Source organism: Trinickia sp. LjRoot230 (assembly GCF_964253315.1).
In the GTDB taxonomy this organism is placed as follows: domain Bacteria; phylum Pseudomonadota; class Gammaproteobacteria; order Burkholderiales; family Burkholderiaceae; genus Trinickia.
On record NZ_CAXUQX020000002.1, the window covers coordinates 534,238 to 549,010 of the forward strand.

At 60.9% G+C, this 14,773-nt stretch carries 15 protein-coding genes; 5 read left to right on the top strand and 10 right to left on the bottom strand.

Features of this window, described 5'->3' with window-relative positions; all coding sequences use genetic code 11:
- The 5 genes from ACSQ20_RS21430 to ACSQ20_RS21450 form a co-directional block, all read right to left on the bottom strand.
- Complete coding sequence (locus ACSQ20_RS21430; RefSeq protein WP_436023989.1) at window positions 1-1,911, bottom strand: (Fe-S)-binding protein; 1,911 nt, start codon at window positions 1,909-1,911, stop codon at window positions 1-3.
- A 2-nt stretch (window positions 1,912-1,913) separates the two neighbouring features.
- On the bottom strand, window positions 1,914-3,977 hold the full coding sequence (locus ACSQ20_RS21435; RefSeq protein ID WP_436023991.1) for an FAD-dependent oxidoreductase: 2,064 nt from the start codon (window positions 3,975-3,977) through the stop codon (window positions 1,914-1,916).
- Between the two features lie 59 nt (window positions 3,978-4,036).
- Window positions 4,037-4,570, bottom strand: a complete 534-nt coding sequence (locus tag ACSQ20_RS21440; protein WP_436023993.1) for a DUF5943 domain-containing protein — start codon at window positions 4,568-4,570, stop codon at window positions 4,037-4,039.
- Between the two features lie 93 nt (window positions 4,571-4,663).
- A complete protein-coding gene (locus ACSQ20_RS21445; RefSeq protein WP_436023995.1) occupies window positions 4,664-5,635 on the bottom strand; it encodes a dipeptidase in 972 nt (323 codons plus the stop codon).
- 83 nt (window positions 5,636-5,718) lie between these two features.
- A complete protein-coding gene (locus ACSQ20_RS21450) occupies window positions 5,719-6,993 on the bottom strand; it encodes a serine hydroxymethyltransferase (protein ID WP_436023997.1) in 1,275 nt (424 codons plus the stop codon).
- Window positions 6,994-7,268: 275 nt separating this feature from the next.
- Between ACSQ20_RS21450 and ACSQ20_RS21455 the strand changes: the two genes are divergently transcribed.
- Complete coding sequence (locus tag ACSQ20_RS21455) at window positions 7,269-8,330, top strand: GlxA family transcriptional regulator (protein WP_436025797.1); 1,062 nt, start codon at window positions 7,269-7,271, stop codon at window positions 8,328-8,330.
- A gap of 30 nt (window positions 8,331-8,360) precedes the next feature.
- Here ACSQ20_RS21455 and ACSQ20_RS21460 read toward each other — a convergent pair whose 3' ends face one another.
- Together ACSQ20_RS21460 and ACSQ20_RS21465 are read right to left on the bottom strand one after the other, a co-directional pair.
- Complete coding sequence (locus tag ACSQ20_RS21460) at window positions 8,361-8,651, bottom strand: type II toxin-antitoxin system RelE/ParE family toxin (RefSeq protein ID WP_436023999.1); 291 nt, start codon at window positions 8,649-8,651, stop codon at window positions 8,361-8,363.
- A 3-nt stretch (window positions 8,652-8,654) separates the two neighbouring features.
- Complete coding sequence (locus ACSQ20_RS21465) at window positions 8,655-8,960, bottom strand: type II toxin-antitoxin system RelB/DinJ family antitoxin (protein ID WP_436024001.1); 306 nt, start codon at window positions 8,958-8,960, stop codon at window positions 8,655-8,657.
- 191 nt (window positions 8,961-9,151) lie between these two features.
- Between ACSQ20_RS21465 and ACSQ20_RS21470 the strand changes: the two genes are divergently transcribed.
- Window positions 9,152-9,619 carry an NAD-dependent epimerase/dehydratase family protein gene (locus tag ACSQ20_RS21470; protein ID WP_436024003.1) on the top strand — a complete coding sequence of 156 codons (468 nt, stop codon included), beginning with the start codon at window positions 9,152-9,154 and terminating at the stop codon, window positions 9,617-9,619.
- Window positions 9,604-9,888, top strand: a complete 285-nt coding sequence (locus ACSQ20_RS21475; RefSeq protein WP_436024005.1) for a hypothetical protein — start codon at window positions 9,604-9,606, stop codon at window positions 9,886-9,888. The genes ACSQ20_RS21470 and ACSQ20_RS21475 overlap by 16 nt, the downstream gene beginning before the upstream one ends.
- 31 nt (window positions 9,889-9,919) lie before the next feature.
- Here ACSQ20_RS21475 and ACSQ20_RS21480 read toward each other — a convergent pair whose 3' ends face one another.
- Entirely contained in the window at window positions 9,920-10,576 is a 657-nt protein-coding gene (locus ACSQ20_RS21480) for a TetR/AcrR family transcriptional regulator (protein WP_436024007.1), read from the bottom strand.
- Between the two features lie 90 nt (window positions 10,577-10,666).
- On the opposite strand from ACSQ20_RS21480, the gene ACSQ20_RS21485 reads away from it, so the two are divergent.
- Entirely contained in the window at window positions 10,667-11,302 is a 636-nt protein-coding gene (locus ACSQ20_RS21485; protein WP_436024009.1) for a glutathione binding-like protein, read from the top strand.
- A gap of 15 nt (window positions 11,303-11,317) precedes the next feature.
- Here ACSQ20_RS21485 and ACSQ20_RS21490 read toward each other — a convergent pair whose 3' ends face one another.
- Window positions 11,318-11,797 carry a cupin domain-containing protein gene (locus ACSQ20_RS21490; RefSeq protein WP_436024011.1) on the bottom strand — a complete coding sequence of 160 codons (480 nt, stop codon included), beginning with the start codon at window positions 11,795-11,797 and terminating at the stop codon, window positions 11,318-11,320.
- A 120-nt stretch (window positions 11,798-11,917) separates the two neighbouring features.
- Between ACSQ20_RS21490 and ACSQ20_RS21495 the strand changes: the two genes are divergently transcribed.
- Window positions 11,918-13,351 carry a PLP-dependent aminotransferase family protein gene (locus ACSQ20_RS21495; RefSeq protein ID WP_436024013.1) on the top strand — a complete coding sequence of 478 codons (1,434 nt, stop codon included), beginning with the start codon at window positions 11,918-11,920 and terminating at the stop codon, window positions 13,349-13,351.
- Between the two features lie 22 nt (window positions 13,352-13,373).
- On the opposite strand, the gene fdhA is transcribed toward ACSQ20_RS21495, so the two are convergent.
- The gene (fdhA, locus tag ACSQ20_RS21500) at window positions 13,374-14,570 is read right to left on the bottom strand and encodes a formaldehyde dehydrogenase, glutathione-independent (RefSeq protein ID WP_436024015.1); all 1,197 of its coding nucleotides are present in this window, start codon (window positions 14,568-14,570) and stop codon (window positions 13,374-13,376) included.
- Between the last annotated feature and the right edge of the window lie 203 nt (window positions 14,571-14,773).

A 14,773-nucleotide genomic window follows, 5' to 3' on the forward strand; every position in this document is an offset into this window, starting at 1 on the left:
TCACTCCAGCGCCGCTGCGACGAGTTCCGCCACATCGAGTACCTCGGGCCGCGGGCCGACCACGCCTTCGAGCATCGCCGTGCAATTGGGGCAGCCGACTGCGACGATCTCCGCGCCGATCGCGCGCGCATCTGCAATGCGGATGTCGGGAATGCGGGCCTTGCCGGGGATATCGGTGAGCGGCGCTCCACCTCCGCCTCCGCAGCAGCGCCCGCGCATACCATGACGCTCCATTTCGACGATCTCGATGCCGATCGATTTCAACACCCGGCGTGGCGCATCGGTCTCGCCGTTATAGCGGCCCAGATAACACGGGTCGTGATAGGTCACCCGCTTATCGATCATTGCCGCAGACTTCTTCGGCTTGAGCTGCCCCGACTGCACGAGTTCCGCCACGAGACTTGTGTGATGCTGAACCGCATAACGCGCGCCTAACGCGCGGTACTCGTTGCGCAAGCTGTGCATCACATGCGGGTCTGCCGTGACGATGCGTTTGAAGCTGAGCGTATCGAGCGTTGCGATCAAGCGTTTGGCCATGCGTTGGAACGTGGCCTCGTCACCCAAACGACGGGCCACATCGCCAGTGTCCGTTTCGCATCCGCCCAACACGGCGTAGTCGACACCCGCTTCGTTCAATAGCTTGACGAGCGCACGCAACGTACGTTGATAACGCATGTCGAACGCGCCTTCGCCGGCCACGAGCAGTACATCGACGGCCTGGCCCGGCTGCGCGACGCGCGCATTCAGATCGACCGCCCAATCGTAGCGCGCGGCGATGCCGTAACCACCGGCGCTGCCTGTTTCGCGCAAGTTCGCGAGCACCTCAGGCGCCTTGCCCGGCAAGTCACCGTCCGTCAGTGTCCGATTGCGGCGCATGTCGACGATCGCATCGACATGCTCGATCAACATCGGGCACTCCTGTACGCATGCGCGGCATGTCGTGCATGACCAGAGCGTGTCGGCTTCGATCAGCCCGGCAACGATCGGGCCGTCCGGCATACCGCCATGCTTGCCGAGCGCAATACCCGGCGTCGGACTGCCGGCATAGGCTGCATCCGTCCCACCGACCATGCCGGTCACCAGATCCTGGATCAGCTTCTTCGGGTTCAGCGGCTGTCCTGCCGCAAATGCCGGGCATGCAGCTTCGCACTTGCCGCACTGAACGCACGCGTCGAAGCTCAGCAACTGATTCCAACGAAACTCGACTGGCTTGCCGACGCCAAACTCGCGAGCATCAAGCGAAGGCGTTTTAAGCGCGGTGGGCGGCAGCGCGTCGGCGTTGCCTTGGCCGAAGCGCTCTTGCCGCGGATGAAATGCGAGGTGCAGGAGCCCGGCAAGCGCGTGTTTCATCGGGCCGCCGCGCGCGGCGCCAAATGTCATCGTATAGGCCCCCACCGCAATCAGCAGCGCGATCAGCACAGCGATGACACCGGACGCAGCCGGTGCCGGCACCGTGACGAGCAGCACGAGCCCCAGCGCAAACGCGCCGAGCAGCCAGGGCAGCGCATTCCAAGGGCCACGCGAAAGCCGCGCGGGCATCGCACGCTGGTCGCTGCGGCGCCGCCAGACGAATATCGTTCCGATCAGCATCGCAAGCGCCGCCACGCCGATCAGCCGATCGAGCCACGGCGAGTAAATCGCGAACCCGTAATTGACGAACACCAATGCAAGCGCCGCAATGGCGCCGCCGGCAGTCGCCACGTGCGTGCGTGCAATGTAAGGGTCACGCGCGACGACATGATGCAGATCAACGAAATATCGCTTAGGAATCCTTAATAGATTGGTCAAACCAAACATGCCGGCCGGCGTCGCGCGCCCGAGCCGCCAGTACGACGCACGACGTGCGAGCGCATAGGCGAGGCCGGCCATCGACAGCCACAACAGCCCCGTGATGACGAACGCCGGGCTCATGATCAGAAGTCCTTACAAAGACGGAGGGCGTCGTATATCGCGCCATGGATGTTGTGCATCGAAATGCAGTCGCCGACGCGGAACAGCAAAAAACGCCCATCGCCGAGCGTCTCGGCAAGCGACGGCTGCGGTTCGGACGCAAAAAGCTTGTGGACGTCGACCTGACCGCGATTGACCGATTCGGGCTTGAGCTTCCAATAGAGCGCATCGTTCGGCGTACTGCCATTTTCGATCACGACTTGATCGACCGCGCGCTCTTCCTGTTCCTCGGTGTATTCGTTACGCAGCACGGCGATTTTTTTGCCGTCTTCTTCATACACGCGGTCGAGCCAATGGTTCGGTGTATGGATTACGCCTTGCGCATACAGGCGCCGATAGAAAATCGGGAATGTGGTGCCGCCCGAATCGTCGGCAACTTTCACATCAGGTGTGACGATTTCGACTTTCGAGCCCCGGCTTGCGATGAAATCGGCCACACCTGCGCCCGCATGCGTGCTCACGCCGTCATACACGAGAACGTTGCGCCCCGGCTCGACCTGCCCCGACAAAATGTCCCACGAACTGACGGCCAACCCGTCCGCCACGCCCCATGCCGGGACCTGATCCGAAAAGCTCCTTCCGCCGGTGGCAAGCACGATGATGTCGGGCTTTTCCGCGAGAATCGCTTTTTCGTCGACCTCGACGCCGAGCCGCCTGTCCACGCCGATGCGCTTCGTTTCCATGTCGAACCAACGCACGATGCCCGCCATCTGCTCGCGTTGCGGCGCCTTGGCGGCAAGCATGATCTGACCACCCACCTCTTGGCGCTTTTCGAACAGCACGACATCATGCCCGCGCAGACGCGCAACGCGTGCGGCTTCCAGCCCGGCAGGCCCGGCGCCAACCACCACCACTTTGCGGCGCGCACCGCGCGACTTTTCGATGACATGCGGCATCGTTGCTTCGCGCGAGGTGGCTGCGTTTTGGATGCAGAGCACATCGAGCCCTTGATACTGGCGATCGATGCAGTAATTGGCGCCGACGCATTGCTTGATCTCGTCCTCGCGGCCATCGCGAATCTTGATGACCATATGCGGATCGGCGATCTGCGCACGCGTCATGCCGACCAGATCGATCGCGCCCGACGCCAGCAGCCGCTCGGCCTGGCCCGCGTCGCGAATGCTCTGCGCATGCATCACGGGAACCTTGACCACCGATTTGATGCCGGCAGCGAGGTGGACAAACGGCTCGGGCGGCAACGCCATCGGCGGCATGCAGTTCGCAAGCGTGTTGTGCGTATCGGCCCCCGATCCGATTACCCCGAGGTAATCGATCAGGCCCGTCTCGGACATCGCTTGCGCGATCTCCTTGAGTTGCTCGTGATCGAGCCCGTCTTCGTGGAATTCGTCGCCGCACATGCGCAAGCCGATAACGAAATCTGGCCCGACCGCCTCGCGTACGGCCTTGAGCACCTCGACACCGAAGCGCATCCGGTTTTGCAGGCTGCCGCCCCATTCGTCGGTGCGAAAGTTCGTGCGCGGGCTCCAGAATTGATCGATCAAATGCTGGTGCGCCGCCGAAATTTCGACGCCATCCATGCCCGCTTGCTGTACCCGCCGCGCGGCGGCGGCGAAGTCACCAATGATGCGGCGAATCTCCTCGACTTCGATGATCTTCGCATTGCCGCGGTGCACGGGCTCGCGCACACCGGACGGCGACATCAGATGCGGCCAGTGCTCGCCATGAAATGCGGAACGGCGGCCCATGTGCGTCGCCTGGATCATGATCTTCGCGCCGTGCCGATGCATCGTTTCCGCGAGCCGGCCAAGCGGTTCGATCACGCGATCCGTTGCGAGATTGACCGACTTCCACCAGCCTTGCGGGCTATCGATCGAGACCGGGCTCGAGCCGCCGCACACGGCCAGCCCAACGCCGCCTTTCGCCTTTTCCTCGTAGTAGCGGATGTAGCGATCGCCTGGCAAGCCGCCCGGCTCCGCATAGACTTCCGCATGCGCCGTGCTGACGATGCGGTTGCGCAACGTCAGTTTGTTCAGCGTCATCGGCTTGAAAAGATGGGGATAGCGCATCTCGTTCGACCTCTAATCCTGGATCCTTGAACCTTGGTTTGCTAATCGGCCGAACTGGCTCAACCGAGCGGCGACACTTCGAAAATACAATGCGCATGGCCTTCTGCCGCGCACTGCGTTTCTTTCGATTGCGAACGCGGGCCGCGCGCGCCGCCGGCATCGGCCGTATCGTTGACCCAATCCATTGCCCCTGCGAACCAGCCGGCGAACATATAGCAAAGCTTGCCCTGCTTGCCGGGCTGCGCGAGGACAAACGACGAATGCCGCAGTTCGATGCGCGCATGCGCGCGCGCTGGGTCGGCCTCGACGATTCGGAAGAGGCCCCAGCCGCGCTGCGACAGTCGTTTCAGGTAGTGCTCGAAGACGGCCATCCCGCTGAGCCCGTGTTGCTTCGCTTCTTTATCGCACCAGTGATAAGCCGACTTGTAGCCCGCGCGATAGAGAATCTCGGCATACGCGTCGCGCCCGAGCGCTTCTTCAACGGCGACGTGATTGTTCGTGAAAAAATGACGCGGCACGTAAAGCATCGGCAGCGCGTCCGTCGTCCAAACGCCCGTATCGGCATCGACGTCGATCGGCAATTGCGGTTGCATGTTTTCGCCTTGATGGACAGAGAGTGGTTCGGTGAGAGGTGGCGCTTTTATTTGTTTCGTAGTCCGAATCAAAATGCGAGGGCGTGCCGTCGCTCAGGCGCCCCAGACGTCGCGGAACACGCGCACCCAGTTTTCGCCCATGATCTTGCGAATGCGCGTTTCGCTCCAGCCCGCGCGCTCCATCGCCGCGGTCAGGTTCGGAAATTCGCCGATCGTGCGGATGCCCTCAGGGTTGACGACCTTGCCGAAATTCGTCAGCCGGCGATAGCGGCCTTTGTCGTGCGTCAGCCAATCGAAGAAATCGACGCTATAACCTTGCGTGAAGTCTGTACCGATGCCGACCGTATCTTCGCCAATCAGGTTGACGACGTAATCGATGGCTTCGATGTAGTCATCGATCGTCGCGTCGATGCCGCGCTTCAAAAACGGGGCGAACATCGTGACGCCGACAAACCCACCTGCATCGGCAATTTCCTTGAGCTGCGCGTCGCTCTTGTTGCGCGGATGCGCCTTGAGGCCTGACGGCAGGCAATGCGAGTAGCAAACGGGCTTTTTCGAAAACGCAATGGCTTCGGACGACGTATTCCCGCCGACGTGCGAAAGGTCGACCATGATGCCGACGCGGTTCATTTCCGTAATGACCTCGCGGCCGAAATCAGAAAGGCCGCCGTCGCGCTCATAGCAACCCGTGCCGACGAGGTTTTGCGTGTTGTAGCAAAGCTGCACGACGCGCACGCCCATGTCGTGGAAAGCCTCGATGTAGCCGATATTGTCTTCGAACGCATGCGCGTTCTGGAAACCGAAGATGATGCCCGTCTTGTTTTCGCGCTTGGCCCGAGCGATGTCCTCGGTGGTTCGCACGAGCGTCAACATTTCGCTCTCCTCACGAATTTGCTGCTTCATCAGTGCGATGTTGTCGACTGTCTTCGTAAAGCTCTCCCATACCGACACGGTGCAGTTCGCGGCAGTGATGCCGCCTTTTCGCATGTCTTCGAAAACCGAGCGGTCGAACTTGGAGATATTCAGACCGTCGATGATGATGCTGTTCTCATGCAAGGTGGACATCTGTTGCTCCGGGCGTAAAAGCTGTCGAAATGAGAGGAGTCCTAACGATTGCGTGTCTCAAGCGCACAATCTCATCGTGTCAATCAATAGATCGGGAACCGCTCGCACAGCGCGAAAATCTCGCGGCGTACACGTTGCTCGGTCTCGGCATGGCCTTCGGGATGACGCGTGAGCGCATCGAGCACTTCGAGAATCAACTGACCAATCTGTTGGAACTCCGCCACGCCAAACCCGCGCGAGGTGCCGGCCGGCGTGCCGAGCCGAACGCCCGACGTGACCGTTGGCTTTTCCGTATCGAACGGAATGCCGTTCTTGTTACAAGTGATGCCGGCGCGTTCGAGCGCGGTTTCGACTTGCGTTCCCTTCAACGACTTCGGACGCAGATCGACAAGCAGTAAATGGTTATCGGTGCCGCCCGTCACCAGATTAACGCCGCCCTCCGTCAACACCGCGCCGAGCGCCTGAGCGTTTGCCAGCACATTGTCGATATAGCTCTTGAAGCCGTCTTGCAGCGCTTCGCCGAATGCAACCGCCTTGCCGGCGATGACATGCATCAACGGCCCACCTTGCAGGCCTGGGAAGACAGCCGAGTTGATCTTTTTCGCGATGTCTTCGTCATTGGTCAGCACAAAGCCGCCGCGCGGGCCACGCAATGTCTTGTGCGTGGTCGATGTCACCACGTGTGCGTGGTCGACCGGGTTCGGATGGCGGCCGGCCGCGATGATGCCCGCGATATGGGCCATATCGACCATCAACTTGGCGCCGACGCCATCGGCAATCGCGCGAAACCGGGCAAAATCGAGCGCACGCGGATAGGCCGAAAACCCGGCAATGATCAGGCTGGGCTTGTGTTCGTCGGCCAGCGCCGCGATGCGGTCGTAATCGATGCGCATCGATTCTCGATCGACGCCATACTGCACCGCGTTGAACCACTTGCCCGATAACGCGGGCTTGGCGCCATGCGTCAGGTGGCCGCCCGCGTCGAGCGACATCCCAAGTATCGTGTCGCCCGGCTTGGCCAGCGCCAGCATGACCGAGCCGTTCGCCTGCGCACCGGAGTGCGGCTGAACGTTGGCGTAGCCGGCATTGAAAAGCTGCTTCACGCGCTCGATGGCGAGCGCTTCCACTTCGTCCACGAATTCACAGCCGCCGTAATAGCGCTTGCCCGGGTACCCTTCGGCGTATTTATTGGTGAGTACGGAGCCCTGCGCTTCCAGGACGGCGCGCGACACGATGTTTTCCGATGCGATCAGCTCCACCTGTGACTGCTGGCGCTCGAGTTCCTTGAGAATCGCACCGCGCACGGGTGCATCTCGCTCGGCGAGGGGCTGCGTGAAAAACGGCTGAGGGTTCGACATGGGGTATCCGTATTGAGTCGTGCGCGGCGCCTGCTCGAAACGGGCGCCGCTGGCTTTCGTTGGCGATGGCTCTATTCTTGTCTTTCGGATTTTTGGCGGATTGACGAATTCAGACGCGTTCTTTACCTTTTCCGACACGCGCGTCCGTTTTGGACAAGTTTGGGCCGCGCGACAACGACGTGGCGGCATATCCACGCGGCGGCGGACATTAGGGTAAGGCCGTATGGCATGCATGTTGCCCTGGCAGCCAGAATGAAAAGTGCCGTTGCTCCCCCATCGGCCGCATTACACCGGATTCGAAGGAAATCGCCATGTCACCCGAGCGCACTGCGTCGCTTTCGAATTTCGCGTTCATGGTTTTGCCGAACTTCACGATGATCGCGTTTTCGAATGCGGTCGAAGTTCTGCGAATGGCGAATTACCTGAGTGGCCAGGAGCTTTACCGCTGGAGTCTCGTCAGCCCCGATGGTGGCCCCGTGACCGCCAGCAATGGCTTGTCCGTCGAAACGGCACCGATAGCCTCGCTCGCGCACCAGCCCGATATCGCATTCGTCTGCGGTGGCGTGGATGTGCAGCGCGCAACCGCGCCCGCACATCTCGTTGAACTGCGCCGCTTCGCGCGCGCGGGCGTCGTGCTTGGCAGCCTCTGCACCGGCACCTATGCGCTTGCGCGCGCCGGCCTGCTCGATGGCTTTGCCTGCGCAATTCATTGGGAGAATATGTCGGCGCTCAAAGAGGAATTTCCGCGCACGCGTTTTCTCAAGGAGCTTTTCGTCGTCGATCGAGACCGCATCACCTGTACCGGCGGCGTCGCACCGCTCGATATGATGCTGCATCTGATCGCACCGCGCATCGGTACGGCACGCGTCACGCAAATTGCCGAGCAGTTCATCGTCGAACACGTTCGCGACAACAATGCACAACAACGGATGCCGCTCGTTGCACGGCTCGGCTCCGCAAACAAATCGCTTTTCGAAGTCATCGCGCTGATGGAAAGCAATATCGAAGAGCCGCTCTCACGCGAGGAACTCGCACGGCTTGCGAATATGTCGCAACGCCAACTGCAGCGGCTCTTTCGCGAGCATCTCGGCATGACGCCGACGCATTACTACTTGACGTTACGCTTGCGTCGCGCCCGTGAGTTGCTGCTGCAGACCGACATGTCGATCATGCATATCACGATGGCTTGCGGTTTTCAGTCCGCGTGTCATTTCAGCAAGAGCTATCGCGACGCGTTCGGCACGGCACCTACGCGCGAACGACGCAAGCAAGTCGCGCCGCTCGCCGGCAGTGCAATTCCTTCGGTGTTAGATGGGGCGATTGCGCTGCACATCTGAAACGCGACGACTGCTAGATATCGAAGGCCGTTAGTCCGACATATCATCAGGCCATTGGCGTGCACCGTGCAACACCCGCGGGACGCGTACGGTGTCACCGATGATGCGGTACGCTGCGATATACGGCGTTCGGCTAATAACCAGTTCGCGAGTGCCCTCAATACGCCCAGGCCGGCCCGTCTCCGCAAACTGGATTAGCTGGCGGACTTGAGTGCTGATCTGACCATCCACGGCAACGGCAGCACGCGCGCTATCTTCTTCAATGTAATCAAAAATTCTGTCCCGATCGTCTAACGCGAAGGCCGACCATTCAAGCCTCATGCGTCAACCTTTCTTGTCAGCTTTGCGAAGTGCCGCCGCGCGACGTTTGGCGAAATGGGCCTCTACCTCATCGTCAGGAACAGCCGGCCGTGGGTCTGCCAATGCCTCCCGCACCTTCGCGCGAAACCAGGCATCGTGTGCTACAGGGTCAGCAGCGAACGCAAACGGCAACGCCCCTTCGTTCGCGACACGCGTCAGCAGAATGCGCACGGCATCCGAAACGGTCAGCCCCATGTTGTCGAGTACCGCAGCCGCGCGCTCTTTCAGCGCGGGATCGATGCGCGTTTGCACCAATGCAGTCGCAGCCATGTTCGTTCCCCATGTTAGTAGCTCAATTGCCGCATTGTAATTCAATTGCATTACACGCGCTATTGGGACGTTCACGAGATGACATGCGCGCCAACCAAGATCGCACTCCAGCTCCATTAGGTAACATTCCGCTTCGTCATGTCACGGCGGCACGTGGGCCGCCGACGAACCTTGGATAGGAGAGACCATCGATGAGCGAAGTCGTCTTTCTTGCCGGCGCGACAGGCGCGATCGGCACTGCCCTGGTTCCCAGGCTGATCGATGCCGGATACCTCGTCTACGGCACCACTCGCAAACCGGCACTCGCCCCAACAATTGAAGCCGCCGGGGCGAAACCGGTCATCGTCGATGTCTTCGACAAGGAAACGCTCGAACGCGAGATGGTGCGCATCAAGCCAGCCATCGTCGTGCACCAACTGACCGATTTGCCGCCCGCGCTCGACCCCGCCCGCATGGCCGATGCCGTACCGCGCAACGCGCGTATTCGTGACGAAGGCACACGCAATCTGATGTCCGCTGCGAGCGCCGCCGGTTGCCGCCACGTCGTGGCGCAAAGCATCTCGTGGGCTTACGCTGGGGGCCTAAGCCCTACATCGAAGAAGCCCCGCTCGATCTCGATGCACAAGATCCGCGCGGCATTACCGTGCGCGGTGTCGTAGCGCTCGAACAAACCGTGTTGGGCTATGCCAGCGCCCCGCGGACAGCGACCGTCCTGCGTTACGGCAGCTTGTACGGCCCTCGCACGGGCCGCATGGCACCAGCCGGTGCAAGCCCGCTGCATGTGGACGACGCCGCGAGCGCAGCGCTGCTCGCCGTGCAACGTCAGGTAACCGGCATTTTCAATATCGCCGAAGACAACGCCGAAGTCAGCACCGAAAAGGCCAAACGCATACTCGGATGGCAGCCTCGCAGCCACCACATACCGTAAGCACAACGAAAGCTTAGCCCGGCGCCATCCATCAACTGCGCTTGCCTTTTCGCCCCGGCGCGGGCGGGGGACACGTGCCGCAGATCATCGCTACACCCGCTTCGGCCGTCGCACGCAGCGACGGCCGTTTGTCGCCTGCGCGCGAACGCAACGCAAGCGTATGCAAAATGGCCGACGCGAGCTTCGCCAACGTCGCGGGATCGGCATGCGCGTCAATCTCCCCCGCTTCCCGCGCACGCGTAAAGCGCGCTTCAAACGCCCGATCGAACGCCAGCAGCGCCTGCCGAAGGATGTCTCGGATCTCGTCGTCATTCACAGCTTCGACCGCCGCCGTGCCGACCAGGAAGCACCCCTTCGGCGCACCGCCCGGCCGGAAATACAGCGATAGCGCCAGATCGTAAATGCGCAGCAATGTCTCGCGCAGCGGCAACATGGTTGCAAGCGTTTCATCCATCGTTTGCACGCTCTGCGCCACATAGCGATGCAATGTGGCGAGATAAAGCGCGTGCTTGTCGCCGAATGCGCCGTAAAGGCTCGGGCGGTTCATGCTCGTCGCCGCGCTAAGTTCGTCGAGTGTCGTGCCGCTATACCCGCTCTCCCAGAAGGCATCGCGCGCACGAGCGAGCGCCTCGTCGACGTCGTACGCACGTGGCCGCCCCCGCGCACGCTTGGGTTTCGGCTCTTTCACAACGTCTTTTTGTACCATATCGAATAAAATAATTGACTCGATTCAATTGTGTCCAATATAGTACAAAAACAATCACTGAGGAGGTGGGACATGGACCTTTACTTTTCTCCGTTGGCTTGCTCGCTCGCAACGCGAATCGTGTTTTACGAGGCAGGCTATGAAGCGCGCTATCTACAAGTGGATACCAAGCGCAAGCTGCTGCGCGACGGCGAGGATTTTCTCGCCGTCAATCCAATTGGAATGGTGCCCGTACTACGCACGGACGACGGCCAGTTGCTAACCGAAAATACGGCGATCCTGCCCTACGTGGCCGACGCGCTGCCGGCGGCACGGCTGGCACCCACATCCGGTTTGCCAAGGGCGCGGCTACATCAATGGCTCGGCTTCATCAGCACGGAACTGCATCAAGCGCTATTCACGCCATTGCTCGATCAGAATGCGGGTGCCGACGTCAAGCGTTATGCGCGCGAGAAAGTGCCCGCACGGCTCGGTGTTCTGCAGGCACACTTCGCGTCGCAAGATTGGTTGTTAGACGATTTCAGCGTGGCCGACGCGTATCTGGCCGTAGTGCTTAATTGGGCGCGCTACTGCGATGTCGATCTCGCCCAGTGGCCGGCCGTCAGCGCGTATTTCGAGCGTGTCACCGCGCGCCCTGCCGTGGCCCGCGCGATGGACGAAGAGATGGCGCTCTATCGAGAGCAACTTGCACGCGAAAAGCGCGGCTAAAAGCAAAGCACGGCTTCAATCCAACAGATCGCGGACCGGCACGCCGTTTTGCTCGCAGTACCGGCGATATGCATCGAGCTGCGTCAATGCATTCACACGTGCGCGCACAGTGCCGTCGGCATTGAGGAACTCCACCGTGCCTTTGACGACAACGAGCACCGTCATCGGCACTTCGCCGATTACCTTCCACCAGTCGACATTGCCGGGCGGTTCGAATACGTAATCGCCCGGGCCAATGCGCTCGCCCGATGAAAGCAAGCGTTCGCCACTCAGGTTGAATGCGTGAATTTCGCCGGTGTGACGATGCAACGGCATCAGCGCACCGGGGCTCATCCGCATCAGTTCTACAAACCCGCCGCCGTCGGAGAAGAATCGCAACGGTGTCCACCATTTGACGGGCGATTCTTCGATCCAACGGGTATCGGCACCGATGGTGACGTGAGCAGGCAAAAAATCGATGCGCGGCACACGCGCGGCGATGTCGACTTCGGTCATTTGAATTCTCCTGTCTCGACTGCATGCCAGCGCATGCCATGGAAAATAATTTAACGTTAAACTGGCCCTGAGAATGATCCAGTTATAGATATGCCTATAGAACCAGTTTTTGAATTTGCCGTGCATCTCGAACGAGCGGGGCATGAAACACTCGTTCAACGGTTGCATCAACAACTGCGGTCGGCCATTCTGGAACGACGCATTGCCGCCGGTGTATCGTTGCCCGCTACGCGGCGCGTGGCATCGGCCTACGGCGTGTCGCGCAATACGGTTGTCGCCGCTTACGATCTATTGATGGCCGAGGGTTATCTGATCACGCGCGCGGGTGCCAAAGCGGTAGTAGCCGATGTCGGGCAAATGCGGCAAACCCCGAGCCGCAAAGCCACTGTGCGTCAGGCCTCGCGGCTCGCGCCCGATTGGCATCAACGTGCGCCGGGGGCATCGCGCAGCATCGAAGTCAGCACGGCAAAAGGCGGCTTCCAGCTCGGCGTACCAGACCATCGACATCTGCCGCTGACAGTCTGGCGGCGCCTTCTCGGACAAACTTCGCGATTAAGTGGTGCGTCCGCGTTCGACTATCCAAGTGCGGAAGGCCCGCCATTACTGCGCGCCGCGATTGCGCAGCATATCGCGTACGCGCGCGCGGTGGTCTGCAGCGCGGACGATATCGTGGTGACATCCGGCGCGCAGCAAGCGTTCGATCTGCTCGCGCGCATTCTGGTAACGAGCGGGCGTACCAAGGTTGCGGTGGAAGACCCAGGTTATCCGCCGTTGCGAGCTGCGATGCTTGCAGCGGGTGCTCAACTGGTGGCGATACCGGTCGACGAGGAAGGCATGATCGTCGAACGACTACCGCTCGACGTACGGGTGGTGTACGTCACGCCATCGCATCAGTTTCCGACCGGCGTGGTGATGTCGATGCAGCGACGTTTAGCACTGCTGAATTTCGCACGCACACACGGCGCCGTCATCATCGAAGATGATTACGACGGCGAGTTTCGCTACGGCGCACAACCGCTCGATGCATTGCAAACGCTCGATCGCGATGGAAGCGTCGTTTATGTCGGAACTTTTTCGAAGAGTCTGTTCCCGTCATTGCGGATCGGCTACCTCGTCGCGCCGCCATGGGCCTGCGATGCGCTGGCCTGGGCCAAGCGCTGCGCCGATGCGGCCGGCAACGTGCAATTGCACGAGACGCTGGCGCGATTCATCCTCGATGGGCATCTCGCGCGGCACGTCCGTTCGATGCGCAAGCATTATGCCGCGCGGCGCGAGGCGATGCTCGACGCGCTGCAACTGCGCTTGGGTGACTGGTTCGATGCGATTCCGGCTCAGGCGGGTATTCATCTTTGCGCGCGATATCGGCGTCGCAACGACGCATCGCGTTTGCTGCCACACGTCAGGCGATTTGCAGCGGGTGCGCAGCCGGTAAGCGATTTTCTGTTCGAATCGGACACGCGTGCAGCAGCCGGCATCGCGTTCGGGTTCGGTTGCATCGAAGCTGACGAGATCGATGTTTCCCTCTCCCGGCTCGCGCAGGCGCTGGGCTGGTAAGCCCTGCGCCCGCGTTGCCTTCTCAAGCTGCCTTCAACAACCCGTGCGGATCGATCACGAATTTGCGCGGTGCGCCACCATCGAACTTGCGATAGCCTTCGGGCGCCTCATCGAGCGAAATCACCGTGACGTTGACGATCTTCGCAATCGGCAAACGGTCCCACAAAATCGCCTGCATCAAATTGTGGTTGTACTTCATGACCGGCGTTTGTCCGGTGTGGAACGAATGCGACTTTGCCCAACCCAGGCCAAGGCGCAAGCTCAGACTCCCTCGACGGGCCGCGGCGTCGGCGGAGCCGGGGTCGTCAGTCACGTACAACCCCGGGATGCCGATCGCGCCCGCGGCACGCGTGATTTCCATCAGCGAATTCAGCACGGCAGCGGGTGCCTCCTGGCCGTGCGCGCTGCCGTGCCCATGCGCCTCGAAACCCACGCAATCAACGGCGCAATCGACCTCGGGCTTCCCGAGAAGCTGCTCGATCTGCTCACCAAGCGTTGCATCGAGCGATAGATCAACCGTCTCGAAGCCCATCTCTTTTGCGTGCGCGAGCCGCTCTGCGTTCATGTCACCGACGATCGTGCAAGCGGCACCAAGCAAACGCGCCGACGCCGCAGCGGCCATGCCAACGGGGCCCGCCCCGGCAATGTAGACCGTCGAGCCCGGTTTGACGCCTGCCGTGACGGCACCGTGATAGCCGGTCGGCAAGATGTCCGAGAGGCAAGTGAGATCGCGAATCTTGGCCAGTGCCTGATCGCGATCGGGAAACTTCAGCAGATTGAAGTCGGCATAGGGCACGAGCACATATTCCGCTTGCCCGCCGATCCAGCCGCCCATATCGACATAGCCGTAAGCACCGCCCGCGCGCGAAGCATTGACATTGAGGCATACCCCCGTGTGCTGCGCCTTGCACATCGGGCAACGGCCGCAAGCCACGTTGAACGGGACGGATACGAGGTCCCCGATTGCCAGCGTCTCCACATCGGAGCCGACTTCAATGACCTCGCCAGTAATTTCATGGCCCAGTACGAGGCCAACCGGTGCGGTCGTTCGGCCGCGCACCATGTGCTGATCGGAGCCGCAAATATTCGTACTGACCACTTTCAGAATGACGCCGTGCTGAATCGATCGTCCGCGCGGATCCACCATCTTCGGGTAATCGATCGACTGGACTTCGACGTTACCCTGCCCCAAATAAACGACACCTCGGTTGCTGCTCATCGCTTTCGTCTCCATGTCTCGGTTGTTGGAACCTGCGCCACAGGATTTCAGGGTAGCCCGCGATGCCCAAACGCGATCCTACAAAACGCGACACACGTTTGCCGGAACCCGACATACGCTGGCCGATGCGTCCCTTATCGATTGAACGCCAAGCGCAAAACGCCTATCTTTAAGGCCTTTGCAACATTGCCTGCTGGAGATTT

What these genes read in the sequence shown, in the direction of transcription:
- ACSQ20_RS21430 (WP_436023989.1), bottom strand. Translation starts at nt 1,911, where the DNA reads ATGAGCCCGGCGTTCGTCATCACGGGGCTGTTGTGGCTGTCGATGGCC.
- ACSQ20_RS21485 (WP_436024009.1), top strand. Translation starts at nt 10,667, where the DNA reads ATGGACCTTTACTTTTCTCCGTTGGCTTGCTCGCTCGCAACGCGAATC.
- ACSQ20_RS21470 (WP_436024003.1), top strand. Translation starts at nt 9,152, where the DNA reads ATGAGCGAAGTCGTCTTTCTTGCCGGCGCGACAGGCGCGATCGGCACT.
- ACSQ20_RS21445 (WP_436023995.1), bottom strand. Translation starts at nt 5,635, where the DNA reads ATGTCCACCTTGCATGAGAACAGCATCATCATCGACGGTCTGAATATC.
- ACSQ20_RS21450 (WP_436023997.1), bottom strand. Translation starts at nt 6,993, where the DNA reads ATGTCGAACCCTCAGCCGTTTTTCACGCAGCCCCTCGCCGAGCGAGAT.
- fdhA (WP_436024015.1), bottom strand. Translation starts at nt 14,570, where the DNA reads ATGAGCAGCAACCGAGGTGTCGTTTATTTGGGGCAGGGTAACGTCGAA.
- ACSQ20_RS21460 (WP_436023999.1), bottom strand. Translation starts at nt 8,651, where the DNA reads ATGAGGCTTGAATGGTCGGCCTTCGCGTTAGACGATCGGGACAGAATT.
- ACSQ20_RS21465 (WP_436024001.1), bottom strand. Translation starts at nt 8,960, where the DNA reads ATGGCTGCGACTGCATTGGTGCAAACGCGCATCGATCCCGCGCTGAAA.
- ACSQ20_RS21440 (WP_436023993.1), bottom strand. Translation starts at nt 4,570, where the DNA reads ATGCAACCGCAATTGCCGATCGACGTCGATGCCGATACGGGCGTTTGG.
- ACSQ20_RS21435 (WP_436023991.1), bottom strand. Translation starts at nt 3,977, where the DNA reads ATGCGCTATCCCCATCTTTTCAAGCCGATGACGCTGAACAAACTGACG.
- ACSQ20_RS21490 (WP_436024011.1), bottom strand. Translation starts at nt 11,797, where the DNA reads ATGACCGAAGTCGACATCGCCGCGCGTGTGCCGCGCATCGATTTTTTG.